The sequence below is a fragment of the Cellulosimicrobium sp. E-16 genome (genome assembly GCF_049913115.1).
GTDB lineage: Bacteria > Actinomycetota > Actinomycetes > Actinomycetales > Cellulomonadaceae > Cellulosimicrobium.
In genome coordinates this window covers 1,829,656-1,854,863 of the sequence record NZ_CP183974.1, presented here as the reverse complement: position 1 = coordinate 1,854,863, position 25,208 = coordinate 1,829,656, and the positions used below count along the sequence as shown (strand labels likewise).

21 protein-coding genes and 2 tRNA genes are annotated in these 25,208 nt (G+C 73.1%); 11 read left to right on the top strand and 12 right to left on the bottom strand.

Annotation, left to right across the window (positions count from 1 at the left end):
- Nucleotides 1–82: 82 nt before the first annotated feature.
- Together ACN9MS_RS08105 and ACN9MS_RS08100 are read left to right on the top strand one after the other, a co-directional pair.
- A complete protein-coding gene (locus ACN9MS_RS08105) occupies nt 83–1,303 on the top strand; it encodes an AI-2E family transporter (protein ID WP_426311457.1) in 1,221 nt (406 codons plus the stop codon).
- Between the two features lie 86 nt (nt 1,304–1,389).
- Entirely contained in the window at nt 1,390–1,755 is a 366-nt protein-coding gene (locus ACN9MS_RS08100; RefSeq protein ID WP_047232624.1) for a VOC family protein, read from the top strand.
- A 36-nt stretch (nt 1,756–1,791) separates the two neighbouring features.
- Here ACN9MS_RS08100 and ACN9MS_RS08095 read toward each other — a convergent pair whose 3' ends face one another.
- The 4 genes from ACN9MS_RS08095 to ACN9MS_RS08080 form a co-directional block, all read right to left on the bottom strand.
- Nucleotides 1,792–2,175: a hypothetical protein gene (locus ACN9MS_RS08095; protein ID WP_426311456.1), complete on the bottom strand. Its 384-nt coding sequence runs from the start codon at nt 2,173–2,175 to the stop codon at nt 1,792–1,794.
- A gap of 57 nt (nt 2,176–2,232) precedes the next feature.
- On the bottom strand, nt 2,233–3,108 hold the full coding sequence (gene cofE, locus ACN9MS_RS08090; RefSeq protein ID WP_426311455.1) for a coenzyme F420-0:L-glutamate ligase: 876 nt from the start codon (nt 3,106–3,108) through the stop codon (nt 2,233–2,235).
- On the bottom strand, nt 3,105–4,103 hold the full coding sequence (locus ACN9MS_RS08085; RefSeq protein ID WP_400557144.1) for a TIGR03557 family F420-dependent LLM class oxidoreductase: 999 nt from the start codon (nt 4,101–4,103) through the stop codon (nt 3,105–3,107). Before ACN9MS_RS08085 ends, cofE begins: the two co-directional genes overlap by 4 nt.
- A gap of 82 nt (nt 4,104–4,185) precedes the next feature.
- Nucleotides 4,186–6,114 carry a DUF4914 family protein gene (locus ACN9MS_RS08080; RefSeq protein ID WP_426311454.1) on the bottom strand — a complete coding sequence of 643 codons (1,929 nt, stop codon included), beginning with the start codon at nt 6,112–6,114 and terminating at the stop codon, nt 4,186–4,188.
- A gap of 183 nt (nt 6,115–6,297) precedes the next feature.
- Here ACN9MS_RS08080 and ACN9MS_RS08075 point away from each other — a divergent pair, with 183 nt between their 5' ends.
- Nucleotides 6,298–7,278, top strand: a complete 981-nt coding sequence (locus ACN9MS_RS08075) for a hypothetical protein (RefSeq protein ID WP_426311453.1) — start codon at nt 6,298–6,300, stop codon at nt 7,276–7,278.
- Nucleotides 7,279–7,342: 64 nt separating this feature from the next.
- Nucleotides 7,343–10,150, top strand: coding sequence for a valine--tRNA ligase (gene valS / locus ACN9MS_RS08070; RefSeq protein WP_426311452.1), 2,808 nt, complete (start codon nt 7,343–7,345; stop codon nt 10,148–10,150).
- A 66-nt stretch (nt 10,151–10,216) separates the two neighbouring features.
- Here the strand turns inward: valS and ACN9MS_RS08065 are convergent, their stop codons facing one another.
- Complete coding sequence (locus tag ACN9MS_RS08065) at nt 10,217–11,416, bottom strand: Vms1/Ankzf1 family peptidyl-tRNA hydrolase (RefSeq protein WP_426311451.1); 1,200 nt, start codon at nt 11,414–11,416, stop codon at nt 10,217–10,219.
- A gap of 154 nt (nt 11,417–11,570) precedes the next feature.
- Nucleotides 11,571–11,921 (bottom strand): chorismate mutase, encoded by a 351-nt coding sequence (locus ACN9MS_RS08060; protein ID WP_426311450.1) that lies wholly within the window; start codon nt 11,919–11,921, stop codon nt 11,571–11,573.
- A 105-nt stretch (nt 11,922–12,026) separates the two neighbouring features.
- Here ACN9MS_RS08060 and ACN9MS_RS08055 point away from each other — a divergent pair, with 105 nt between their 5' ends.
- Nucleotides 12,027–13,844 (top strand): AMP-dependent synthetase/ligase, encoded by a 1,818-nt coding sequence (locus tag ACN9MS_RS08055; RefSeq protein WP_426311449.1) that lies wholly within the window; start codon nt 12,027–12,029, stop codon nt 13,842–13,844.
- A gap of 490 nt (nt 13,845–14,334) precedes the next feature.
- Here ACN9MS_RS08055 and clpX read toward each other — a convergent pair whose 3' ends face one another.
- The 6 genes from clpX to ACN9MS_RS08025 form a co-directional block, all read right to left on the bottom strand.
- Nucleotides 14,335–15,621, bottom strand: coding sequence for an ATP-dependent Clp protease ATP-binding subunit ClpX (clpX, locus tag ACN9MS_RS08050; RefSeq protein WP_426311448.1), 1,287 nt, complete (start codon nt 15,619–15,621; stop codon nt 14,335–14,337).
- Nucleotides 15,622–15,833: 212 nt separating this feature from the next.
- Nucleotides 15,834–16,550 carry an ATP-dependent Clp protease proteolytic subunit gene (locus tag ACN9MS_RS08045; protein ID WP_389280343.1) on the bottom strand — a complete coding sequence of 239 codons (717 nt, stop codon included), beginning with the start codon at nt 16,548–16,550 and terminating at the stop codon, nt 15,834–15,836.
- A gap of 37 nt (nt 16,551–16,587) precedes the next feature.
- Nucleotides 16,588–17,235, bottom strand: coding sequence for an ATP-dependent Clp protease proteolytic subunit (locus ACN9MS_RS08040; protein ID WP_087471688.1), 648 nt, complete (start codon nt 17,233–17,235; stop codon nt 16,588–16,590).
- Nucleotides 17,236–17,493: 258 nt separating this feature from the next.
- Complete coding sequence (tig, locus tag ACN9MS_RS08035; RefSeq protein ID WP_378234765.1) at nt 17,494–18,903, bottom strand: trigger factor; 1,410 nt, start codon at nt 18,901–18,903, stop codon at nt 17,494–17,496.
- A gap of 109 nt (nt 18,904–19,012) precedes the next feature.
- Nucleotides 19,013–19,966: a DMT family transporter gene (locus ACN9MS_RS08030; protein WP_426311447.1), complete on the bottom strand. Its 954-nt coding sequence runs from the start codon at nt 19,964–19,966 to the stop codon at nt 19,013–19,015.
- Between the two features lie 85 nt (nt 19,967–20,051).
- A tRNA-Pro gene (locus ACN9MS_RS08025) sits at nt 20,052–20,125 on the bottom strand.
- Nucleotides 20,126–20,326: 201 nt separating this feature from the next.
- Between ACN9MS_RS08025 and ACN9MS_RS08020 the strand changes: the two genes are divergently transcribed.
- From ACN9MS_RS08020 to ACN9MS_RS07995, 6 genes are all read left to right on the top strand, one after another.
- Nucleotides 20,327–20,397 (top strand) — tRNA-Gly (locus ACN9MS_RS08020).
- Between the two features lie 518 nt (nt 20,398–20,915).
- Nucleotides 20,916–21,851: a cysteine synthase A gene (cysK, locus tag ACN9MS_RS08015; RefSeq protein ID WP_426311446.1), complete on the top strand. Its 936-nt coding sequence runs from the start codon at nt 20,916–20,918 to the stop codon at nt 21,849–21,851.
- Nucleotide 21,852: 1 nt separating this feature from the next.
- Entirely contained in the window at nt 21,853–22,482 is a 630-nt protein-coding gene (gene epsC / locus ACN9MS_RS08010) for a serine O-acetyltransferase EpsC (RefSeq protein WP_426311445.1), read from the top strand.
- Nucleotides 22,483–22,574: 92 nt separating this feature from the next.
- On the top strand, nt 22,575–22,928 hold the full coding sequence (locus tag ACN9MS_RS08005; protein ID WP_426311444.1) for a GntR family transcriptional regulator: 354 nt from the start codon (nt 22,575–22,577) through the stop codon (nt 22,926–22,928).
- On the top strand, nt 22,925–23,947 hold the full coding sequence (locus ACN9MS_RS08000; RefSeq protein ID WP_426311443.1) for a DUF1648 domain-containing protein: 1,023 nt from the start codon (nt 22,925–22,927) through the stop codon (nt 23,945–23,947). Before ACN9MS_RS08005 ends, ACN9MS_RS08000 begins: the two co-directional genes overlap by 4 nt.
- A gap of 167 nt (nt 23,948–24,114) precedes the next feature.
- Nucleotides 24,115–25,158 carry an LLM class F420-dependent oxidoreductase gene (locus ACN9MS_RS07995; protein ID WP_426311442.1) on the top strand — a complete coding sequence of 348 codons (1,044 nt, stop codon included), beginning with the start codon at nt 24,115–24,117 and terminating at the stop codon, nt 25,156–25,158.
- Nucleotides 25,159–25,208: the final 50 nt, after the last annotated feature.

Here is a 25,208-nt window from a genome sequence, read left to right as displayed (position 1 = left end):
GGGCACGTCGCCGGCCGCGCCGCCGGGCGCACCGCGACGGACGCCCGCGTGCGCGACGACGCCCGGCCGCTATCGTCGGCGCGTGACCACGACGACGCCGCGCGCCCCGGCGCTGCCTCCCTCGACCCGCACGCTCCTGGCTCTCGCCGCGGGCGTGGTGGTGCTCGCAGGCGTCCACACGGCCCGCGAGGTGCTCGCGCCGATCCTCCTCGCCGCGGTGATCGTCATCATCTGCCACCCCGTGCGGTTCCCGCTCGAGCGCCGAGGCTGGCCCCGGTGGGCCGCCACGACGGCGGTCGTCGCCGTGGCCTACCTCATCCTCGCTGCGCTCGTCGCGATGCTCGTCTTCGCGGGCTTCCGGTTCGCCGACCTGGTGCGCGAGTACCTGCCCGCTCTGGTCCGCTCCGTCGAGGACGTCGTCGACCAGCTCTCGGCCGTGGGGATCGACACCGACGTCGCCGAGGCCGCCACGTCGTGGCTCGAACCCGGCCGCGTGCTCAGCCTCGCGGGGAACGTGTCGGGCATGGCGCTCGGCATCGCGACCGCCTTCTTCTTCGTGCTCGCCTACGCGATCTTCATGGCGGCGGACGCCGCGCGGTACTCGACCGCGACGACCGTCTTCGGCGCCGAGCGCGCCGCGACGATCGACCGCGCGTCCCGGTTCAGCGGCGGGGTGCGGCGCTACTTCGTCGTCAACGCGTCGTTCGGTGCGGTCGTGGCGGTCGTCGACGGCATCGCGCTGTGGCTGCTCTCGGTCCCCGCGCCGACGGTGTGGGCGATTCTCGCGTTCGTCACGAACTTCGTCCCCAACATCGGCTTCGTGCTCGGCCTCGTCCCGCCCGCGATCATGGCGTTCGTCGTCGGAGGGTGGCAGCTCGCGCTCGCCGTCGTCGCGGTCTACTGCGTCGTCAACGTCGTGCTGCAGGTTCTCGTGCAGCCGAAGTTCGTGGCGGACGCCGTGAACCTCAGCCTGACCCTCAGCTTCGTCTCGGTCGTGTTCTGGACGTTCGTCATCGGGCCGCTCGGGGCGATCCTCGCGATCCCGCTCACGCTGCTCGTGCGCGCACTCGTGCTCGAGCCCGACCCCGGCTCGGGCTGGCTGCGCTGGCTCTCGGGCGACGACGTGCTCCCGTCCGAGACGACGCCGGGACTCACCCCGGACGCCGCACCGGTGGGGACGGCGGACCCGGCCGCACCGGACGGTGAGGCGGCCGACGAGCCGGTGCCCGAGCCAGAGCCGGAGCCTCAGGTGCAGCCTGAGAGTTCGGTGGCCGGCGACCCTGCCGCGCCGGAGAAGGCTTAGCGCGCACACCCTGTTGCACCGGTGCCGGTGGTCCTTAGGCTGGCAGACGGCGGGTGTCCGCCCGTCACCGGTACGGGGGAGGAACCATGGCGCACGGAGACATCACGCACATCGACATCCCGGTGAGCGACAGCGGCAGGGCCACGCAGTTCTACGGCGAGCTGTTCGGCTGGCAGATCGCCGAGGTCCCCGGCTTCGAGGGCTACCCGATGTGGCAGGCACCGAACAAGATCAGCGGCGGGGGCCTCGCGCCGCGGTCCGAGGGGTTCACGACCCCGCGCAGCTACGTCGAGGTCGACTCGATCGAGGACACGCTCGCGAAGGTGCGCGAGCTCGGCGGGCGCGTGGTCCTGGAGAAGTCCGAGATCAGCCCCACCTCGTGGTGGGCCGCGTTCGAGGACGCCGACGGGAACCAGATCGGCCTCTACGAGGGCACGACGGACGCCGGCTGACCACGCCGGGCGCGCCCGCCCGGGCGGTCGTCACGGTCAGCGCGACAGCACGCGACCGTCCGGGTCGCCCGGTCGGCGCGGCCGCAGCGTGGGCGGAGGCGGCCACGGGAGGTCGTAGCGCTCCACGGGGACGTCGATCGCGCCGAAGTCGTCGGTCTGCACGACCACGCCGTCCGGCGTGACCTCCACGAGCCGGACGCGCAACGGCGGCGCGTCCGCCTGCTCGAGCATCCACACGTCGGCCAGCCATGCGAGGCTGACGCCGTCGAGCGCCTCCTCGGCCTCCAGCCAGTCCACCGGTCCGGTCAGCTCGCGCCCGAGGAGCGAGACGGCGACCCACGCGTCACCGTCGGGACGGATCCAGCCCACGTGCTCGCGGTCGTCGGGGCGGCGGTGCGGGATCCACTCGGCGGGCAGCATCCCGGCAGGCTAGCCGCCCGCCGCCCCGCGAGCCACGGGATTGCCGCGCACGCCCGCTCAGTCGACGGGGACCTGCTCGTCCCCCGACCCCTCGCGGAAGCCCTCGCCGAACCCGTCGCGGTAGCCGCGGTCGTAGGCCTCGGCGCTCCCCTCCCGGAAGAGGTCGTCGACCGAGGGCCGCACGAGCGAACGTGCCCCCGGGCCGTCGTCGTCGCCCACGTACCGGCCGAGCCCTCGCACGACGGCGACGGGCCTCCCCGCCGTCTTGCCGCGCACCAGCTCGCTCGCGGAGGCCACCTCGTCGGCGACGGCGGTGACGGTCACGGAGAGGGGCCGGCCGTGCGCGTCCACGCCGCCGCGCAGGTCCTCGGCGACGACGATCCCTGCGGCGCCGATCGCGACGTCGACGAGCCCGTCGCGCCACGCGCGACCCGCGGTGTCCGTGACGACGACGCCGAGGTGGGCGAGCCCGAACCGGTCGCGCAGCGCGGTCCGCAGCGCCCGGGCCGAGGCGTCCGGGTCGAGCGGGAGCAGCAGGACCGTCCCGTCGGGGGTGTTGGAGGCGTCGACCCCGGCCGCGGCCATGACGAGGCCGAGGTGGTTCTCGACGATGCGCAACGGAGGCTGGCCCGGGCGCTCGCGCGTCGCGACGACGCGCACCGTCTCGTCCGTGATCGCCTGCTCGCGGTCGGCGGCGGCGACGACGCGGCCCTCCGCCTTGGACATGACCTTGCTCGTCACCACGACGACGTCGCCCTCCGCGAGCGCGTCGCCCGGCGCGGCCGCGGCGAGCAGGTCGCCGACGAGCGCGGCGAGGTCGTCGCCCGGACGCACCTCGCCCAGGCCCGACGGCGCCCACACGGACAGGCGCGCGTCGTCGCCCGAGCGCGCGCCGCCGTCGGCCACGATCGCGCCCGCGCCGCCGGAGGTCATCGCGCCAGCTTCGGCAGGACCTCGCGCCCGAAGACCTCGATCCACTCCCGCTGGTTGCGGCCCACGTTGTGGAGGTAGATCCGGTCGAAGCCGAGATCGACGAACTTCTGGATGTACGTGCGGTGCTCGTCGGGGTCGGCCGAGATCACCATGCGGCCCTCGAAGTCCTCGGGGCGCACGAGCTTGGCCATCTGCTCGAAGTCGTGGGGCGAGCGGATGTCGGCCTTGGGGAACTTCATGCCGCCGTTGGGCCACTCGGTCATCGCGTTCGCGAGCGCCTCCTCGTCCGTCGCGGCCCAGGACAGGTGGAGCTGGAGCACCTTGGGCATCGCCTGCGGGTCGCGGCCGGACTCGCGGACGCCGTCGTCGAACTTGCCGAACAGCATGGAGATCTTCTCCAGCGGTGCGCCGACCGTGATGAGGCCGTCCGCGTGCCGCCCGGCGCGCTTGGCCGTCACCGGGCCGGCCGTGGCGACGAGGATCTCGGGCGCGACCTCGGGCATGGTCCACAGGCGCGTGGACTCCATCTTGTAGAACTGCCCGGAGTGCTTGACGTCCTTGTTGTCGAGCCCCGACTGGAACAGCTTCTTGATGACGTCGATCGCCTCGAACATGCGGTTGATGCGCTCGGGTGCCTCGGGCCAGTAGCCCGCGACGACGTGCTCGTTGAGCGCCTCGCCCGAGCCCAGCCCGAGCCAGTGCCGGCCGGGGTACATCGCGGCGAGCGTGGCCGAGGCCTGCGCGACCATCGCGGGGTGCCAGCGGAACGTCGGCGCGGTGACGCCCGGCCCGAGGTCACCGCGCGTGCGCTCGCCGAGCGCGGTGAGCACGTTCCACACGAAGGACGACTCGCCCTGCGCCGGGACCCACGGCTGGAAGTGGTCGGCCGCCATCGTGCCGGAGAAGCCGTGCTCCTCCGCGTAGGCCGAGAGCGCGACGGCCTCGGTCGGGTGGAACTGCTCCAGCATGGCGGCATAGCCGATCGTCAGACCCATGCTCCGACCCTAGTACGCGCCGGGCGAGGTCTCGCCAGGATCGGGCCGGGGCCGCCCGCCACGGCGGTCCCGGCCGTGCGCCCTAGACGTAGACGGGGGTCAGCGCCGCGTACTCCTCGACGGAGCCGTTCCGCAGGCAGACCTCGATGATCTGCCGACCCAACGGGTCGAGGTCGTCGGTGAGGAACTGCCGGAGCTCGCTGGCGAAGAAGTCGGTGATGATCCGCGCCCCGGCGTCGTAGGCCTCCAGGCCGACCTGGGACTGGAGCTCGGGCCGCAGGAACGTGGGTCGGACGAGCTGGCCGTCGATCTTCATCTCCGTGAGCGTGTACCCGAACAGCGGGCAGCGGGCCGGGGTGAGCTCCTCGGGGCGCAGGCGCCCACCCCCGCGCCGGGCGAGGTACTCGCGGGTCAGCCACTCGGCGGCGAAGTCGACCTTGTACGCACCGATGTGCTGGTTGGGCGTCAGGACGTACCGGGTCCGGTCCGTCTCCACGAGCTGGCGCAGCAGGAGGTTCGCCGCCGCGACCTTGGTCCCGGTCGCGAACGGCCAGTACGACCCGACGCCCTCCGCGACCATGCCGCCGTGCGCCAGGGCCTCGGTCGCCGACCGCGACTCGCCGATCGAGGGGTTCTTGTCGCCGCGCGGCGCGACGAGCCGCCAGATCCACGCGAGCGAGGCGGGGACGACGTGGGTCATGCCCATGATCCCGTAGGTCGGGTGGTCCCGGGTGCAGGCCGGCATGCGGGCGCCGAAGGTCCGGACGTCGACCGCCGCCGGCCCCGCGACGTCGGTGAGCAGGTGGCGGGGCACGACGACCCGCGGGTTGGGGCACCGCCGGCCGTCGGAGTCGAGCGAGTGCTCCCAGGGCAGCACGGTGGCGTCGGGGACGCCGTCGATGTTGAAGAAGACGAGCGGGACGTCGGGGTGGATGCACGCGCGCTCCAGGTGGGCGTCCTGGCCGTAGCCGGTCAGGTTGTCGACGCGCACGAACCAGCCCTCCTCCGCGTCCGTGACGACGAGGCGCCCGTCGCCCGTCTGGAGCCCGGCGTGGCACAGCGTCATGTCGTCGGTGACCGGGTCGAGCGCGCTCGTCTCCCCCAGCGTGATGACGTACGGCTCGTCGGTCACGACGTTCGTGCCGAGCAGGATCCGCCCGTCCTCCTGACGACGGATCTCCTGGCACATCTCGGACTTGCCGCCGCCCGACGCACCCTCGTGCATGACGACGGTCTCGTTCTCGTACGGCGTGGTGACACGGACCGACGACGCGTGCGCCGTGACCCAGCCCTCGCGCTCGCCCACGTCGAGCAGCACCGAGAACACGCCCTTCTTCGCGCTCGGTCCGGGGTAGAGGTTGTAGGCGAACACCTCGTGCAGCGTCTCGGAGCGGTCGTGCACGACGACCTGGCGCCCGTCGAAGCGGGTGTGGCGGAACGGCGGGGCGACGTAGAGGATCGAGCGCGGCTCGAACGGCCCGAGCTCGTCGAACGTGGTCCAGCCCTGGAGGTCGACGAGCGCGAGGGCGAAGAACGCCGCGTTGACGGGGCAGACGGCGAGCGACGGGTAGCCGTGGGTCCGCCCGCCGGCGCGGAACGGCACGACGACGAGCTCCTGGGTCCCGAGCCACGCGAGCGTCTCGTCCTTGACCGGCCCGAACCCGGCCCCGAAGACGTCGCGGTAGCGCGGCTTGTCGGTCGGAAGGTCGTCGGCGATGCGCATGCAGTCCGGGTCGCGCCGGCGCATGTAGTCCTCGGGGTAGTTCACGGCGATCCCGTTCCGGCACCGCACGACCTCCGCCTCGGGCACGAGCGTGCCGCCGGCGTCGTACTCGACGACGAACCGCGGACCGCCCTCGGGTCCGAGCGCGAGGCGGTACAGCTCGTCGCGCGAGGACGGCACGACGAGGTCCGGGCACGCCGCGAGCGCGGCCTCGAGCGCCGGCGGGACGACGACGCCGGGCGGCAGCGCCCCGGTCGTGGACGCGCGGTCGGTGGTCGTGAGGGTCATGGCTGCTCCCGGTGGTCGGCGCGAGGGACGAGATCGAGGTGCGCCCACGAGCACCCGTGTCTTTGCGTGCAGGTTACGAGTCGATGACCAATCACCCCCAGGGACCTTGGACCCGTCTTGGGCTCTTCCACGGGTCGGGCACGCGTCCCGCGCGCCGCACCGACCCCCGATAGCCTCTCGCCGGTGAGCACCTCTCCCCCGCCCGGCGCGACCCTCGACACGCGAGCCCTCGTGGAGCCCGTGGACCGCGCGGCAGTGCGCGCGCACCACCGGGAGCTCCGTCGCGGGGCACGCGCGGAACGAGCGCGCACGAGGTCCTCGGTGACGTCCCCGGTGCTCGCCCGGGTGCTCGGAACCACCTTCCTCGCCCTCCTGCTCGCCGTCGGGGCGGCCGTCGTCGGCGCCGTCCTCGCCCTCGTCGTGGTCGGTCTCGTCGCCGCCGGGGTCGCCCTCCCGGTCGCCGTCGGTCTCGTGGTGGCCGGCGCCGTCGCGCTCGGTCTTCTCGTCGTCCGAGGCGTGCGGGGGTCGTCCGCCCGGGAGCACGACCAGGCCTACCGGCTGAGCAGGTTCGCCGCGGCGAACGGGTTCGACGTCGAGCCGCGGGTCGACGAGCCCGCACGGCCCAGCGGGGCGTTCGACGTCGGCATCCTCCGCGTCGCCCGGAACGTCGTCCGTGCGCGGGGCCCGCGGACCGTGGAGGTCGCGACCTACACCTACAGCGCCGGCTACCGCGACGGTGAGCCCTTCGCGTTCACCTACGCCATGGTCCCCCTCGACCGCACCCTGCCCCGCGTCGTCGTGGAGACGATGCCCGCCCGGGGCGTGCGGGGCGCCCGGGCGCCGCAGGGGGTCGAGCGCGTGTGGGAGCTGCCCGTCGACGGCCCGTTCGGCGACCGCCACCAGGCCTACGGGCCCGTGCGGTCCGCGACCGGCACGGCTCGCGCCGTCTTCACCCCGGAGATCGTCGAGACGCTCGTCCGCGGCCCCCTCCCGCTCGCCGCCGAGGTGTCCGGGGACAGGCTCTTCCTGTTCAGCGAGCGCGCGCTCGACCTGCTCGACCCCGCGGTCTGGGAACGCCTCCTGGGGACCGCCACCGACCTGGCAGCGCGCCTGTCCCGCGCGGACGGGCCGGACGGTCCGTCCGCCGCGCCCGGCACCCGGTGACGACGGCGGCCGGGACGCGAGACGCCGTCGGGAGCGGCCCCGAGATCTGGGAGAATGGGCGACCATGAGCGACTTCCCGACGAACGCGCCGACGGGCGCGGCCGATGCCACTGCAGCAACGACCTCCTCCGCCGGCCGCGTAGCCGGCGACGTCGTCCGCGCGGTGGTCGCGGGAGTACCCGACCGCGTGAGCCTCGACGGGCTCGAGGAGACCTACGACGCCCGCTGGGCCGAGCAGAAGACGTACGCGTTCGATCGCTCCAGGACCCGCGAGCAGGTCTTCTCCATCGACACCCCGCCGCCGACGGTCTCCGGGTCCCTGCACGTGGGCCACGTGTTCTCCTACACGCACACGGACGTCGTCGCGCGGTTCCAGCGCATGCGCGGCCTCGAGGTGTTCTACCCCATGGGCTGGGACGACAACGGCCTGCCCACCGAGCGTCGCGTGCAGAACTACTACGGCGTGCGCTGCGACCCCACGCTCGGCTACGTCGAGGGCTTCGAGCCCCCGCACGAGGGCGGCGAGGGCAAGTCGGTCAAGGCCGCGGACCAGGTGCCGGTCAGCCGACGCAACTTCATCGAGCTGTGCGAGCGGCTCACGGCCGAGGACGAGAAGCAGTTCGAGGCGCTCTGGCGCCGGCTCGGGCTCTCGGTCGACTGGGCGCAGCACTACCAGACGATCGACGCGCGGTCGCGCACGGCCGCGCAGCGCGCGTTCCTGCGCAACCTCGGCCGCGGCGAGGCGTACCAGGCCGAGGCGCCGGGGCTGTGGGACGTGACGTTCCAGACCGCGGTCGCCCAGGCCGAGCTCGAGGCGCGCGACTACCCCGGTCACTTCCACAAGGTCGCGTTCCACCGCGTCGCGCCGGGCACGCCCGACGACGGCGCGCCCGTCTACATCGAGACGACGCGCCCCGAACTGCTCGCCGCGTGCGTCGCGCTCGTCGCGCACCCGGACGACGAGCGCTACCAGCACCTGTTCGGCACGACGGTGCGCTCGCCGCTGTTCGACGTCGAGCTGCCCGTCCTCGCCCACCCCGCCGCCGAGCGCGACAAGGGCGCGGGCATCGCGATGTGCTGCACGTTCGGCGACCTCACCGACGTGCAGTGGTGGCGCGAGCTCCAGCTCCCGACCCGGTCGATCATCACGCGCGACGGCCGCATCACGCGCGAGACCCCGGACTGGATCACGTCGCACTCCGGCCAGGGCGTGTTCGCCGAGATCGAGGGCAAGACGACGTTCTCCGCGCGCCAGGTCGTCGTCGACGCCCTGCGGGACGCGGGCGACCTCGACGGCGAGCCCGTGGCGACCCAGCGCAAGGCGAACTTCTTCGAGAAGGGCGACAAGCCCCTCGAGATCGTCACCTCGCGCCAGTGGTACATCCGCAACGGCGGCCGCGACTGGACCACCGCGGACGGCACCGTCCGCGACCTGCGCGGCGAGCTGCTCGGCCGGGGCAAGGAGCTCGCGTTCCACCCCGACTTCATGCGCGTGCGCTACGAGAACTGGGTCGGCGGCCTCAACGGCGACTGGCTCATCTCGCGCCAGCGCTTCTTCGGCGTCGCGATCCCGCTGTGGTACCCGGTGCTCGAGTCGGGCGAGGTCGACCACGACCACCCGATCGTCCCGTCCGAGGACCTGCTTCCGGTCGACCCGTCGTCCGACGTGCCCGCCGGGTACACCGAGGACCAGCGCGGGGTGCCTGGCGGGTTCGTGGGCGAGAACGACATCATGGACACGTGGGCGACGTCGTCGCTGACCCCGCAGATCGCGGGCGGCTGGGAGGTCGACCCCGACCTGTTCGAGCGCGTGTTCCCCATGGACCTGCGCCCGCAGGGCCAGGACATCATCCGCACGTGGCTCTTCTCGACCGTCGTGCGCTCGCACCTCGAGTTCGGCTCGCTGCCGTGGAAGAACGCCGCGATCTCGGGCTGGATCCTCGACCCCGACCGCAAGAAGATGTCGAAGTCGAAGGGCAACGTCGTCACGCCCATGGGCCTGCTGGAGGAGCACGGCTCCGACGCGGTGCGGTACTGGGCCGCCTCGGCCCGCCTGGGCACGGACGCGGCGTTCGAGGTCGGCCAGATGAAGATCGGCCGCCGCCTCGCGATCAAGATCCTCAACGCGTCGAAGTTCGCGCTGTCGTTCGGCGTGGACGCCGAGAGCGGGACGGGCGAGATCGTCCTCGACCCCGCGCTCGTCACCGAGACGCTCGACCGCGCGATGCTCGCGGGCCTCGCGTCCGTCGTCGAGAAGGCGACCGAGGCGTTCGAGGCGTACGACCACACCCGCGCGCTCGAGACCACGGAGACGTTCTTCTGGACGTTCTGCGACGACTACCTCGAGCTCGTCAAGGACCGCGCGTACGGGGCCGGGGCCGCTGCCTCCGACGTCTCGCCCGAGACCCGGTCGGCGCGCGTCGCGCTCGCGATCGCGCTCGACACGCTCCTGCGCCTCTTCGCGCCGTTCGTGCCGTTCGCGACCGAGGAGGTCTGGTCGTGGTGGCGCGCGTCCGAGGGCTCGATCCACCGCGCGCCGTGGCCGACCTCCGACGTCGCGCGCGCGGCGGCCGGCGATGCCGACCCGGCCGTGCTCACCGCCGCGGGCCACGCGCTCGCCGCGCTGCGCAAGGTCAAGTCCGAGGCGAAGGTCTCGATGCGCACCCCGATCCTCGCGGCTCAGGTCGCGGTCCCGGCGGCGTCGCTCGCCGGCGTCGAGGCGTCGGTCGTCGACGTCCGCAACGGCGGTCGCGTCACCGGCACGCTCGATCTCGTCGCGGCGGCCGAGGGCCAGGGCGACGCCGCCGTCCAGGGCGGGATCGTCGTCGTCTCCTCCGAGCTCGGCGAGCCCGAGGCCCGCAAGAAGGCCTGACGCCCGGTCTCAGCACGACGCCCTCCCCGGCTCCGGCCGGGGAGGGCGTCGTCGCGTGCGGGCTCGTCAGATGATCTCGCCGCGCAGCCGCGCGTCGTCGCCGGACATCGTCGCCGCGACCTCGCGCGGCGTGCCCTCGTCGGCCCATCGCAGGGTCGCGCCGACGCCCTCGATGAGCTCGACGCTGCCCTCGGGCGCGAACGTCAGGCCGGCGTCCTGGCCGATCGCGGCACGGACGAGCGCGACCGTCGCGGGGAGCTTCTCCAGACCGTCGGTGACCCCCAGGTCGTGGATCTCCTCCTTGGTCGCGGCGATGTGCATCGGGCTGGGCCCGATCCACAGCGAGCGGCCGTCCAGGGCGGCGTCCTGACCGTACTCGTCGGCCAGGACGAGCTCCTTCACCTGCCCGCGCGCGAGGACCGCCACGACGTCCTCGACGGACGTCACGGCGCCCGACTCGCGGCCCTGCTCCTGGCGGAACTCCGCGAGGACCTTCTCGCGCCGCCGCTCGCGAAAGCTGTCGAGCGCGTCGGCGACGTTCGACTCGAACGCGGCCTCGTTGATGCCCGGTCCGCGACCCCCGCCCGGGACCTCGACCACGCGATCGGCGATGGCGTGGCCGAGCGCGCCCCGGACGAGGGGCACTGCGCGCACGTCGCCGGTGAGGAGGACGAGCTCCGGGCGGTACTCCGCCGCCTGCCGCTCGAGCTCGGCCGCGACCGCCTCGGCGTTGCGCTCCCACGAGTCCTCCGCGCGAGACTCGATGCGCTTGTGCGACAGCCCGCCGGTACGGACCTTGTTGATGACGTCGTGGCCGCCCTCGACCGACTCGGGCTCGGCGTACGGCAGGTGTCCGCCCGCGACGGACCACGTGAGGTCCGCGCCCTGGCGGTCGACGACGACGCGCACGTAGTCGACGGACTCGTCCGCCGCGCGCGCCGCCTGGAGCAGTGCCGGGACCGGTCCCCACGACCCCTTCGTGAGCGCCGGCGGGTCCTTGACGACCCGGTCCACGAGCACACCCGTGTCGTCGGCGATCAGCACGCGCCCGTGGGTGCCCCCGACCCGCGTCGGCCGCAGCACCACCTCCTCGAGGTCGTCGAGGACGGCGTCGGGCGCGCCCTCCTGGCGCAGCGTGCGCCGCACGCCCTTCCAGCGGTTCTCGACCTCGCGGTCCCCGGCCTCGTGGGCCCGCGTCGCGTCGATGTACACCGTCGCGAAGGGGCCCGGGTGGCCGAGGAGGGGCTTGAGCCAATCGATCTTCATGCGAACACCTCTAGCGTCCGTCGGCGTGGCGGGCGGGCCGCCCGGCGCGCAGGTCGTGCCGACGCCGGGGCCCACCCTGGGACCCCTCCAGGGTCGGTCAGATCGACCGGGGTCGCCACCGCGCGTCAGGCGGGTCCGTCACGGGCGCCTGCCGTCAGGAGTAGGTGTCGAGGACGGGCGTGCCCTCGCCCGAGGCGGCGTGGTCGGCGGCGATCCGCTCGTGGTGGCGGATGACCTCGCGGACGATGAACTCGCGGAACTGCTCGGCGAACTCCGGGTCGAGGCCCGCGGCGCCGGCGATGCCCGTCAGGCGCGCGATCTGCTGCCGGTCCCGGTCCGGGTCGGCCGGGGGCAGCCCGCCCTGCGCCTTGAGCTCCCCGACCCGGCGCGTGAACTTGAACCGCTCGGCGAGCAGGTGCATGAGCGCCGCGTCGATGTTGTCGATGCTGTCGCGCAGCGTGAGGATCTCGGCGGGGACGGCGGGCTGGCCGGGCTGGTTCGTCACCCACCGATCCTAGGCGCGCCCGGCGACCCGAGGAACGCGATACTCGGAGTACGGAGTAAAGTGTCACGCCGTCCCTACCTGCCGTCCCACTCAGCGGAGAGTCCCATGACGGAACACGCGTCGCCGAGCCTCGTCGAGGTCTCCCCCACGGCGACCATCAGCACCCTCCTCACCGACCGCGTCGCCCGCGGTCCCCACGCGACGCTCGTCGAGCGCCGGACCACCGCGGACGGCCCGTGGGAGCCCGTCACCGCGCAGGAGTTCGAGGCCGACGTCGTCGCCGTGGCGCGCGGCCTCGTGGCCCGCGGCATCGAGCCCGGCGACCACGTCGCGATCATGTCCCGCACGCGCTACGAGTGGACGCTCCTCGACTTCGCCACGTGGGCCGTGGGCGCCGTCCCCGTCCCGGTCTACGAGACGTCGTCGGCCGAGCAGGTGCACTGGATCTGCTCCGACGCCGCCGTCCGTCTCGCCGTCGTGGAGACCGCGGCGCACGCCGCCGAGCTCGCGTCCGTGCGCGACCGCCTGCCCGACCTGGAGGACGTGCTCGTCGTCGAGGACGGCGCCGTCGACGCCCTGCGCGCCGCCGGTGCCGACGTCCCCGCCGAGGAGATCGACCGCCGTCGTGCCACCCAACGCGTCGACGACCTCGCGACGGTCATCTACACCTCCGGCTCGACCGGGCGGCCCAAGGGTGTCGAGCTCACGCACCGCAACTTCGTGCACCTCGCGCTCAACGGCCGGGCCGGGCTGGCCGAGATCCTCGACTCCGACGGCGCCCGCACGCTGCTGTTCCTCCCGCTCGCCCACGTCTTCGCGCGCTTCATCCAGGTCGTCGTCGTCGCGTCGAACGCCGTGCTCGCGCACTCGTGGGACACGAAGAACCTCGTCGCCGACCTCGGGACGTTCCACCCGACGTTCCTGCTGGCCGTCCCGCGCGTGTTCGAGAAGGTCTACAACACCGCCGAGCAGAAGACCGGGACCGGCGCCAAGCGCAAGGTGTTCCACTGGGCCGCGAAGGTCGCCATCACCTGGTCGCGCGCGCTCGACACCGCAGGCGGGCCGTCGTTCGGGCTGCGCGTGCAGCACGCCGTCGCCGACCGCCTCGTCTACTCGACGCTGCGCGCCGCGATGGGCGGGCAGCTCACGTACTCCATCTCCGGCGGCGCGCCCCTCGGCGAGCGGCTCGGGCACTTCTACCGGGGCGTCGGGCTGCGCATCCTCGAGGGCTACGGCCTCACCGAGACGACCGCCCCCACGGCCGTGAACCTGCCCGGCCTCACCAAGATCGGCACCGTCGGGCCCGCGTTCCCCGGTACGTCGCTGCGCATCGACGAGGACGGCGAGCTGCTCGTCAAGGGCGACCACGTCTTCCGCGGCTACCGCAACCAGCCCGAGCTCACCGCCGAGGCGCTCCAGGACGGCTGGTTCCGCACCGGCGACCTCGGCGCGTTCGACGACGACGGCTACCTGCGCATCACCGGCCGCAAGAAGGAGATCATCGTCACCGCCGGCGGCAAGAACGTCGCCCCCGCCGTGCTCGAGGACCGCCTGCGCGCCCACCCGCTCGTGAGCCAGGTCGTCGTCGTCGGCGACCAGCGCCCCTTCATCGGCGCGCTCGTCACGCTCGACGCCGAGATGCTGCCCGGCTGGCTCTCGACGCACGGCCTGCCGACCATGGACGTCGACACCGCCGCGCAGGACCCCGACGTCCTCGCCGCGCTCGACCGCGCCGTCGCGCACGCCAACGAGGCCGTCTCCCGCGCCGAGTCGATCCGCAAGATCACCGTGCTCACGACCGACTTCACCGAGCAGAACGGCTACCTCACCCCGTCGCTCAAGGTGAAGCGCGGGCTCGTCATCAAGGACTTCGCCGACACGATCGACACCCTCTACGGCGCCAAGGTGGGCGCCGACGCCTGACCGAGCGCAAAGCCCTGGTCGCCCGAGGTAGAACCCTGGTTGCGCGAGGTAGAACGCTGGTTCTTGTGCCCGACGGCGCGTGGTCGGCTTGGGTGGTCGGGGTGGGTGGTCGGGGTGGGTGGTGGTGCCGCGTCTACCATCCGCCGCTCGTTCCTCGCGGCTCCCGCCAGGCCCGCCACGACGCGGCACCACCACCCACCCCGCCCGACGTCGTCTCACCCCGGTCGGTTCCCGCCTCGGGCGACCGCCCGCGGTGCTGGGTCGGTTCGCGCCGCGCGCTCGGCCGGATCGCCGCCGAGCGGTGGGGGTGGGCTCGGATGCGAAGGGGCGTCAGAGCCGCGCTCCTAGAACCCACGGCCGACAGACCAGGGCGACGGCGCCGCAGCCCCGAGCACCGAGGCCACCCGCGCCGCGGACCCGACCACGCGGGCCTGCAATCCGACCACGGTTCTCCCTCGGCCGACGCGGGTTCTCCCTCGGCGGGTGCGGGTCAGGCGGACTTCTCGCGCGGGGTACGGCTGCGCGCCGTGGAGGTGCGCGGCACGATCGTGGGGTTCACGTTGTCCAGCACGACCTCACGCGTGATCACGACCCGCTCCACGTCATCCCGCGACGGCACGTCGAACATCACCTGCTGCAACACCTCCTCCATGATCGCCCGCAACCCCCGCGCCCCCGTCCCACGCAACAACGCCTGCTCCGCGACCGCCTCCACCGCACCGGAGGTGAACTCCAGCTCCACCCCGTCGATCGCGAACATCCGCTGATACTGCTTCACCAACGCATTCCTCGGCTGCGTCAAGATCCGCACCAACGCCTCAGAGTCCAACGCCGACACCGACGCGATCACCGGCAACCGCCCGATGAACTCCGGGATCAACCCGAACCGGTGCAGATCCTCCGGACGCACCTGCGCGAACAGGTCCTCCCCCGCACCCGTCTCGATCGGCGCACCAAAACCCACACCCCGCTTGCGCGCCCGCGCCGCCACGATGTCGTCCAACCCCGCAAAAGCCCCCGCCACGATGAACAACACGTTCGACGTGTCCACCTGGATGAACTCCTGATGCGGATGCTTCCGACCACCCTGCGGCGGCACCGACGCGCTCGTGCCCTCGATGATCTTCAACAACGCCTGCTGCACACCCTCACCCGACACGTCACGCGTGATCGACGGGTTCTCCGCCTTGCGAGCCACCTTGTCGATCTCGTCGATATAGATGATCCCCGTCTCAGCCTTCTTCACGTCGAAGTCCGCCGCCTGCACCAGCTTCAACAGGATGTTCTCCACGTCCTCACCGACATACCCCGCCTCGGTGAGCGCCGTCGCGTCCGCGATCGCGAACGGCACGTTCAACATCCGCGCCAACGTCTGCGCCAGATACGTCTTACCCGTCCCCGTCGGACCGATCAGCAGAATGTTCGACTTCGCCAGCTCCACGTAGTCCGGGTCGTCGGGGCTCGACGGCTTGGACTGCTCGCCCGCCTGGACGCGCTTGTAGTGGTTGTAGACGGCGACGGCCAGGGCCCGCTTCGCGGGGTCCTGGCCGATGACGTACTGCTCGAGGAACTCGAAGATCTCCTTGGGCTTGGGCAGCTCCGTGAGGCCGAGCTCCGTCGCCTCGGCGAGCTCCTCCTCGATGATCTCGTTGCACAGGTCGATGCACTCGTCGCAGATGTACACCCCGGGGCCCGCGATGAGCTTCTTGACCTGCTTCTGCGACTTGCCGCAGAACGAGCACTTCAGCAGGTCGGCGCCGTCTGAGATACGAGCCACTACGCGTCTCCTTGTCCCGGTGCCGAGGCCTCCTGCCGTCGGGGTCGACGGCGCGGGGCCCGGGCACGGCCGAGCGAGTCCTGCTCCCCATTCCACACCACGGGGCCCTCGTTGTCAGGTGGGCTCCCCGTACGGGGCGCAACGTGTCGCGCCGTCGTCCCCCGGCAGGGGACGACGGCGCGGCGTGAGGTCATGCTGGTCGGGCGGTCACGTCAGGGCTTGTTGACCGCGACGGCCTTGCGGCTCTCGAGGACCTGGTCGACGAGTCCGTACTCCTTCGCCTGCTCGGCGGTGAGGATCTTGTCCCGCTCGATGTCCTGGCGGACCTGGTCGACCGACTTGCCCGAGTGCAGCGCGAGCGTGTCCTCGAGCCACTCGCGCATGCGGATGAGCTCGTTCGCGTGGATCTCGATGTCCGACGCCTGCGCGTAGCCGCCGCCCTCCATCGCGGGCTGGTGGATGAGCACGCGCGCGTTCGGGAGCGCGAGGCGCTTGCCCGGCTGACCGGCGGCGAGCAGCACCGCAGCGGCGGACGCCGCCTGGCCCAGGCAGACCGTCTGGATCTGCGGCTTGATGTACTGCATCGTGTCGTAGAGCGCGGTCATCGCGGTGAACGACCCGCCCGGCGAGTTGATGTAGAGGATGACGTCGCGGTCGGGGTCCTGGCTCTCGAGCACGAGGAGCTGGGCCATGACGTCGTCGGCGGACGCGTCGTCGACCTGGACGCCCAGGAAGATGATGCGGTCCTCGAACAGCTTGGTGTAGGGGTCCTGGCGCTTGAAGCCGTACGCGGTGCGCTCCTCGAACTGCGGGAGCACGTAGCGGGCCGACGGCGCGCCGCCCGGCAGCGCGATGCCGCCGGGGCGCGCGCCCGCGCCGGCGAGGCGCTGCGCGGTGGACAGGTACTGGGACTCGGCGCTGAAGCTCACGGGTTCTCCTCGGTGAAGTCTGGTGTCCGGTGCGGGGTCAGGAACCCGTGGTGCCGCCGCCGCCGGTCACGGACGACGCGTTGGTGACGACGTGGTCGATGAAGCCGTACTCCAGCGCCTCCTCGGCCGTGAACCAGCTGTCGCGGTCGTTGTCCTTGAGGATCTGCTCGAGCGGCTTGCCGGTCTGCTCGGCCGTGAGCTCGGAGAGCACCTGCTTCATGTGCATGATGAGCTGCGCGTTGATGCGCACGTCGGTCGCCGTGCCGCCGATGCCGCCCGAGGGCTGGTGCATCATGACGCGTGCGTGCGGCGTCGCGTACCGCTTGCCCTTGGTGCCGGACGAGAGCAGGAACTGCCCCATCGACGCCGCCATGCCCATGGCGATCGTGGCGACGTCCGGCTGGATGTACTGCATGGTGTCGTAGATCGCCATCCCGGCCGTGATCGACCCGCCGGGCGAGTTGATGTAGAGCCAGATGTCCTTCTCCGGGTCCTCCGCGGCGAGCAGCATCATCTGGGCGCAGATGGCGTTCGCGTTCTCGTCGCGCACCTCCGAGCCGAGCCAGATGATGCGCTCCTTGAGGAGCCGGTTGTAGATGGAGTCGTTGAGTCCGAAGCCCGGACCCTCGGCGCGGTTGACCGGGGCCGTCGCGTCGGACGGCAGGTACAGCTCGTTCACTTCCATCTCCTTCGTCGCTCCCGCGGGTCGCCCCCGCCTGCGCTGCCCAGGCCGGTCCCGGGACGGCGCCCCGGTCCAGCCGTGCTGCAGTGACCCTAACGCGGTCCGTGCCCGGCGTTCGTCCCGATAGCGCGCGTTTTCGCTGACGGCGCACCGGGCGGCCGGTACGCGCCGTCAGGGCACGGGCACGACGACGGCCCGCCCCCTCGCGCGGAGGGTGCGGGCCGTCGTGAGACCTGCTCCGGCCGACCGGCCGGTGCCGTGTCAGGCCTTCGTCGAGTCCTTCTCGTCGTCCTCGACCGGCGCCTCGGCGGCGGCGTCGGCGGAGTCGTCGACGAGCGCCTCCTCGACGGGCTCGGCCGCGACGTCCTCGACCGACTCGTCCGCGGCGGCGTCCTCGTCGTCCGAGCCGATGAACTCGGTGAGGTCGACGACGTTGCCGGCGGAGTCCTTGACCTCGATCTGGCGCAGCGCGACGGCGAGCGACTTGGAGCGCGCGACCTCGCCGACCATCGCCGGGATCTGCCCGCCCTGGTCGAGCGACTGGATGAACTGGTTCGGGTCCATCCCGTACTGGCGCGACGCGCTCACGAGGTACTCGAGGAGCTCGTTCTGCGCGACCTTGATCTCGAGCTGCTCGGCGAGGGTGTCGAGCAGGATCTGGTTGCGGATGGCGTCGGTCGCCTCGACGGTGACCTCGGCGCGGTGCGTCTCGTCCTCCAGGCGGCCCTCGGACTCGAGGTGGCGGTGCACCTCGGCCTCGACGACGCCCGACGGCACCGGGATCTCGACCGCGTCGTTGAGCGCCTTGAGGAGCTCGTCGCGCGCGGCGACGGCCTGGTTGGAGGTCTTGATGCTCGCGACCTGCTCGCGCAGGTCCGCGTTGAGCTCCTCGAGCGTGTCGAACTCGGAGGCGAGCTGGGCGAAGTCGTCGTCCGCCTCGGGCAGGTCGCGCTGCTTCACGGAGGTCGCCGTGACGGTGACGGACGCCTCCTGGCCCTCGTGCTCGCCGCCGGCCAGCGGGGCGTTGAACGTGGTCGTCTCGTCGGCCGAGAGGCCGGTCAGCGCCTCGTCCAGGCCCTCGAGCATGTTGCCCGAGCCGATCTGGTAGCTGACGCCGGAGACGGAGTCGACCTCCTCGCCGTCGATCTCGGCCGTGAGGTCGAGCACGACGAAGTCGCCCTCGGCCGCGGGGCGGTCGACGCCGACGAGGGTGCCGAAGCGCTCGCGCAGCGCGTCGAGGCGCTCGGTGACGTCCTCGTCCGTGACCTCGGCCGGCTCGACCGTGATGGCGAGCGAGTCGAGGGAGGGCAGCGTGATCTCGGGGCGGACCTCGACCTCGGCGGTGAAGACCAGCTGGCCCTCGCCGGCCTTGGCCGGGATCTCGGTGACCTCGACCTCGGGCTGGCCGAGCGGGCGCAGGCTCTCCTCGCTCGCGGCCTGGCGGTAGAAGCCGGACAGGCCGTCGTTGACGGCGTGCTCGATGACGGCGCCCCAGCCGACGCGCTGGTCGATCACGCGCGGCGGGACCTTGCCCTTGCGGAAGCCGGGGATGTTCACCTGCTCCGCGATGTGCTGGTAGGCGTGCTCGATGCTCGGCTTGAGCTCGTCGTACTCCACCTCGACGGTCAGCTTGACCTTGGTGGGGTCCAGGGTCTCGACGGCGCTCTTCACTTCGATGATCTCCAACTGATCGGGGTGGGCCGGCGTCCGGCCGGGGACGGCTCCGCACGCAGGCGTACGGGCAACCGTTCCATGGTACGCGAGCGGTCAAGCGCCGCGGTCAGGCCGACGTGCGCGGACCCGGGCGCTGGACCACCAGGGCGACGGCGAGCCCGACGACGGCGGTCGCGACGACGGTCTGCCACCGCAGACCCACGACGCCCAGAACGTCGAGCAGCACGGCCATGACCATCTGGCCGCCGACGACCGTCAGCGTGAGGACGAACGTGCCGAGGTGGCGCACCGCGTAGGCGGCCGCCACGGTGATGAGCGTCCCCAGCGGGCCGCCCAGGTAGAGCCACCACTGCCCGGGCAGCGTGACGCCGTCGAGCCCGCCGAGGGGCGCGGCCAGCGCGCAGACGACGGAGATGCCGACGAGACCGCCCGTGACCGAGGTGAGGGTCGCGATCACCGGGTCGCCCGTGAGCTGCGTGACCCGGCCGTTCCCGGCCTGCTGCCCGCACAGGACGGCGCCGCCGACGAACAGCGCGACGCCGGCGAGCACGGCACCCCACCCCGCGTCGGTCGTCACGCCGCCGAGCACCGCGACGCCCAGGCCCACGAGCGCCGCGAGTCCCGCGGCGACCCGGCGCGGGGTGAGCCGCAGCGGGGCGGGGAGCCCGACGCCGCGCGCGTCGAGCGCGAGGCCCGCGACCGTCTGGCCGGCGACCGAGCACACGGACGCGACCGCGACGCCGACGAGCGGGACCCCGGCGGCCATGGCGACGACGATCGGGACGCTGCACAGCCCGACCGCGAACCACCACCAGGACGCGGAGGTGCGCAGGACGTGGAGCGTGGAGCGGACCCGGCGACGGGCGACCACCACGAGCACCGTCGCGACGAAGGTCCCGACGTAGGAGAGCCAGGCCGCGACCACGGGGCCGGTCCCGGCGGCGGCGAGGTCCCCGTTGAGCCGCCCCTGGAGCGACAGCACCGCACCGCTGCCCGCGGCGACCAGGGCCGCGAGCGTGACCCGGGTCGCCGGGCCGGACGCGGGAGCGGTCGGGGTCACGGGCACCTCTCGAGGACGGGGCCGACGCGACGGCCCGGACGTCGACGACGCCCCGCGACGCCCCGGGAGGGGCACCGCGCGAAGGTCGGGGTGACAGGATTTGAACCTGCGACCTTCCGCTCCCAAAGCGGACGCGCTACCAACCTGCGCCACACCCCGTCGCCCGCCGCGGCGGCGGGCCAGGGCAAGTGTACTGGCGGGTGGGAGCGCCTTCGTCGGCGCAGGGCACCCACCCGGGCGGACGGCGGGCAGACGGCGGGCAGAGCCACCGGGGTTTGCTAAGGTTGCGGCCGCAGGTCGGCGCCGCGCCGGTCCTCGGCTCTCCGGCCGAGGAGCCCGGATCCCGGTCCCACGGCCCGCGCGGGCGTAGCTCAATGGTAGAGCCCCAGTCTTCCAAACTGGCTACGCGGGTTCGATTCCCGTCGCCCGCTCCCGCACGTCCGGGCTCCGTCCCGAACGTGGATGCCGAACGTCTCGAGGGGCGCACCGCCAGACCGGCGGGGCGCCCCTCGTCGTCTCGCCCGCACACCGGCTTCCCCCGACCTGACGACCGTCTCGTGGACGGCGTTGCAGGGTCCGGACGCGGACCGATAGCCTCGGGGTCACACGCGCCGCCCGCAGGCCCGGACCTCCGGGCGACCGCGGCGCGACCGACCAGGAGGAGCGAGGAATGACCGCGACGATCGCGCGTCCCGCACCGCTGCACCGCGCCGTGTCGCGCGTCTCCTGTTGTCGCTGTCTCGGCTGTCGCTGACGACCCGCCGCCGTCCCGCGCGCCTCTGCGCGCCGCACCCCGGCCGCCGGTCCGCACGAGCCCCCGCCGTCGCGCGCGCGCCCGCAGCATCCCCGCGAGACGCTGGGCACCGTGGCCGCGGGACGCGACGGCCCCCGTCCCCTGATCGGTACCCCCACCCCGGCTCACCCCGAGCCGTCGACAGAAGAGGAAGACATGGCACGCATCTACGACGACGTCACGCAGCTCGTCGGCAACACCCCCCTGGTCCGTCTCAACAAGCTCACGGACGGTCTCGGCGCCACCGTCGTGGGCAAGCTCGAGTTCTACAACCCGGCGAACTCGGTCAAGGACCGCATCGGCGTGGCGATCATCGACGCCGCCGAGGCGTCGGGGGAGCTCAAGCCCGGCGGGACGATCGTCGAGGCCACCTCCGGCAACACCGGTATCGCGCTCGCGATGGTCGGCGCCGCGCGCGGCTACGACGTCGTGCTGACGATGCCCGAGACGATGTCGAAGGAGCGGCGCGCGCTGCTCCGTGCGTTCGGTGCCGAGCTCATCCTGACGCCGGGGTCCGAGGGCATGAAGGGCGCCGTCAACCGTGCGGACGAGGTCGTCGCCGAGCGCGACGGCGCGATCCTCGCGCGCCAGTTCGCCAACGAGGCCAACCCCGAGATCCACCGCCGCACCACGGCGGAGGAGATCTGGGCCGACACGGACGGCGCCGTCGACATCGTCGTCGCGGGGATCGGCACAGGGGGCACGATCACGGGCGTCGGCCAGGTGCTCAAGGAGCGCAAGCCCGGCGTGCAGATCGTCGCGGTCGAGCCCGAGGAGTCGGCCATCCTCAACGGCGGCCAGCCCGGCCCGCACAAGATCCAGGGCATCGGCGCAAACTTCGTGCCCGAGATCCTCGACACCTCGGTCTACGACGAGGTCATCGACGTCAACGCCGAGACCGCGGTCGAGTTCGCGCGCCGCGCCGCGAAGGAGGAGGGTCTGCTGGTCGGCATCTCGTCCGGCGCCGCGATCGCCGCCGCGCTCCAGCTCGCCGCGCGCCCCGAGAACGCGGGCAAGCTCATCGTGACGATCATCCCCTCGTTCGGTGAGCGCTACCTGTCCTCCGTGCTCTACGCCGACCTGCTGGACTGACGTGACCGACCCGCGTCCCCACCACCGGACGGCCGGCTACCGGCTGCGCCGGTTCGTGCGCGTGCTCGGCGAGGACCTCGAGGCGGCCCGGCGGCGGGACCCCGCCGCCCGCAGCCGCCTCGAGGTCGCGCTGGCGTACCCGGGCGTGCACGCCGTGTGGGCCTACCGGCTCGCGCACCGCATGTGGCGCGAGCCCCTGCTGCGCCTCCCGGCACGCCTCGTCTCGCAGGCGGCGCGGGCGCTGACCGGCGTGGAGATCCACCCCGGCGCGCGCATCGGGCGGCGCCTGTTCATCGACCACGGCATGGGGGTCGTCGTGGGCGAGACGGCGGTCGTCGGCGACGACGTGGTGCTCTTCCACACGTCCACCCTCGGCGGGCGGTCGATGAAGCGCGGCAAGCGGCACCCGACGCTCGGGGACCGTGTCGTCGTCGGGGCGGGAGCGAAGATCCTCGGGCCGGTCTGGATCGGCGACGACGTGCAGGTGGGGGCCAACGCCGTCGTCGTCAAGGACGTCCCCGCCGGGGCGGTCGCGGTCGGGGTCCCGGCGAAGATCCGCACGCCCGCCGCCGGGCCCGCGGCACGGGACGCCGTCGAGGACCCGTCGCTCCTCATCGAGTACGTCATCTGAGCGCACGGACGCGGGGCCGCCGTCGGGGACGACGGCGGCCCCGTCCTCGAACACGTTTGTTCTAGTTTCCCTAGAACAACTAGACTGGCCTCGTGATGTTCCGCATCGACCCGCAGGCCGACGAGCCGCTGTTCGCGCAGCTCGTCGCCCAGGTGCGCCTGGGCGTCGTCCAGGGGCGGCTCGCCCCGGGCGAACGGCTCCCCGCGGCCCGTGAGCTCGCGGAGGCGCTCGACGTCAACGTGCACACCGTGCTGCGCGCCTACCAGGAGCTGCGCGACGAGGGTCTCGTCGACCTCCGCCGCGGGCGCGGCGCCGTCGTCACGGCACCCGCCGCCGTCGACCTCACGTCGCTGCGGGCCGCCGTCGACCGTGTCGCGGCCGAGGCCCGCGCCCTCGCGCTGCCGCCCGAGACCGTCCTGACCCTCGTGAAGGAGGCCCTCCGATGACCCCAGCCACCCCGCGCCGCTCGCCCGGACGACCGACCGAGGACGGTCTCCGGCGCCCGGACGACCACCGCGCGCTCGCGCTCCTCGTCGGCGCCGCGGGAGCGGTCGTCACCGTGGTCGCGGCGCTCGTCGCGATGAGCTGGTCGGCGGACCTCCCCGACCCCGTGGCGATCCACTGGGGCACGGGCGGCGCGGACGGCTTCGCGTCCCTCGGTGCGGCCGTGGCGGGGAGCACGGTCCTGGGCCTGGTCACCTCTGCGGCATTCGCCGCGATGACGGCGTTCCTGGGGCGGTCGGCCGCGAACCGACGGGTCGCCGCAGGGGTCGCCGTCGGGCTCCCGGTCATGCTCGCCGTCCTCACCCTCGCGTCGCTCTGGATCCAGCGCGGCCTCGCCGACGCCCACGACGTCGGCGGCGTGAGCGCCGTCACGGCCGTCGCGCTGGGCGCCGGCCTCCTCGTGGGCATCGCGGTCGGGGTCCTGGTCCCGGGCGACCGCCCGGACCCGACCGACGCCGGGGTCCCCGACGACGCGCCCCGGGTCGCCCTGCGCGCGGGCGAGCGCGCCGCGTGGGTCGGGCGCGTGAGCGGCGGCCCGACGGTGCTCGTCGCGATGGGTGCGATCGTCCTCACCACGGTCCTGGCGCTCGTCCTGCGCGAGTGGGCGCTCCTCCTCGTGCCGGTGGTCCTGGGACTCCTGCTCGCCGCGATGATGTCGTGGGTCGTGCGGGTCGACGAGGGCGGGCTGTCGGTCCGGTCGACGCTCGGGTTCCCTCGCACACGCGTCCCGGTGGACGAGGTGGTGCGGGCCGACGTCGCGGACGTCTCGCCGCTGCGCGACTTCGGCGGCTGGGGTTGGCGTGCCGGGCGCGGCGGCGCCGTCGGCATCGTCGTCCGTGCCGGCGAGTCGCTGCGCGTCGAGCGCACGGGCGGCCGCGCGCTCGTGGTCACGGTCGACGACGCCGGCACCGCGGCGGCGCTCCTCAACACCCTCGCCGACCGAGCCCGCCGGATCGGCTAGTCTGGAGCGGGGCGGTACCCGAGACTCCGCGTACCGGATATCCCCTGCCCGGCGCGCGACCGGGTACCGCCCGCACCACGACCCCGCGCACGACGCCCCGGCACGACGCCGGACGCACGGTTGCGCGGGCGCACCCGTACGACGACCCTCGACGAGGAGGAGCCCGCATGCGTCTCGGCATCCACACCGGCTACTGGTCGGCCGGCCCCCCGGACGGCATCCAGGACGCGGTCGTCGCGGCGGACCGCCTCGGCGTCGACTCCGTGTGGACGGCGGAGGCCTACGGCTCCGACGCCTTCACGCCGCTCGCGTGGTGGGGCTCGCGCACGTCCCGGATCCGCCTCGGCACCGCCGTCGCGCAGCTCTCCGCCCGCACCCCGACCGCCACCGCGATGGCCGCGCTGACGATGGACCACCTCTCGGGCGGGCGGTTCGTCCTCGGGCTCGGTGTCTCGGGCCCGCAGGTCGTCGAGGGCTGGTACGGGCAGCCGTACGCCCGCCCGCTCGCCCGCACGCGCGAGTACGTCCAGGTCGTGCGCGACGTCCTGCGCCGCGAGGCGCCCGTCACGTCGGCCGGTCCGCACTACCCGCTCCCCCTGCCCGAGGGCACGGGCCTGGGCAAGCCGCTGCGCTCGACCGTGCACCCGCTGCGCGCGGACCTGCCGATCCACCTCGCCGCCGAGGGTCCCAAGAACATCGCGCTCGCGGCCGAGATCGCGGACGGGTGGCTCCCGCTCTTCTACTCCCCCCGCATGGACGCGACGTTCCGCGAGCTCCTCGCGGACGGGTTCGCGAAGCGCTCCCCCGAGCGGTCCCCCGAGACCGCGTTCGAGGTGAGCGCGACGGTGCCCGTCGTCGTGCGCGAGCACGTCGAGCAGGCCGCGGACCAGGTCCGCCCGTTCCTCGCGCTGTACGTGGGCGGCATGGGTGCCAAGGGCGCGAACTTCCACCGCGACGCGCTCGACCGCCTCGGGTACGCCGAGGCGTGCGACGAGATCCAGGCGCACTACCTCGCCGGGCGCAAGGACCTCGCGGCCGCCGCCGTCCCGACGGCGATGGTCGAGGACGTCGCGCTCGTCGGCCCCCCGGAGAAGATCGCGCGGGACCTCGCCGCGTGGCGCGACACCGCCGTGACGACGCTCCTCGTCCAGGGCGACGCGACGGCCGTGCAGACGCTCGCCCCGCTCCTCGCGCCCCGACCCCCTCGCTGAGCGCGGCGTATCTGTCGTCCCGCGGTCGCTCGGACGACAGGTGCCCCGCG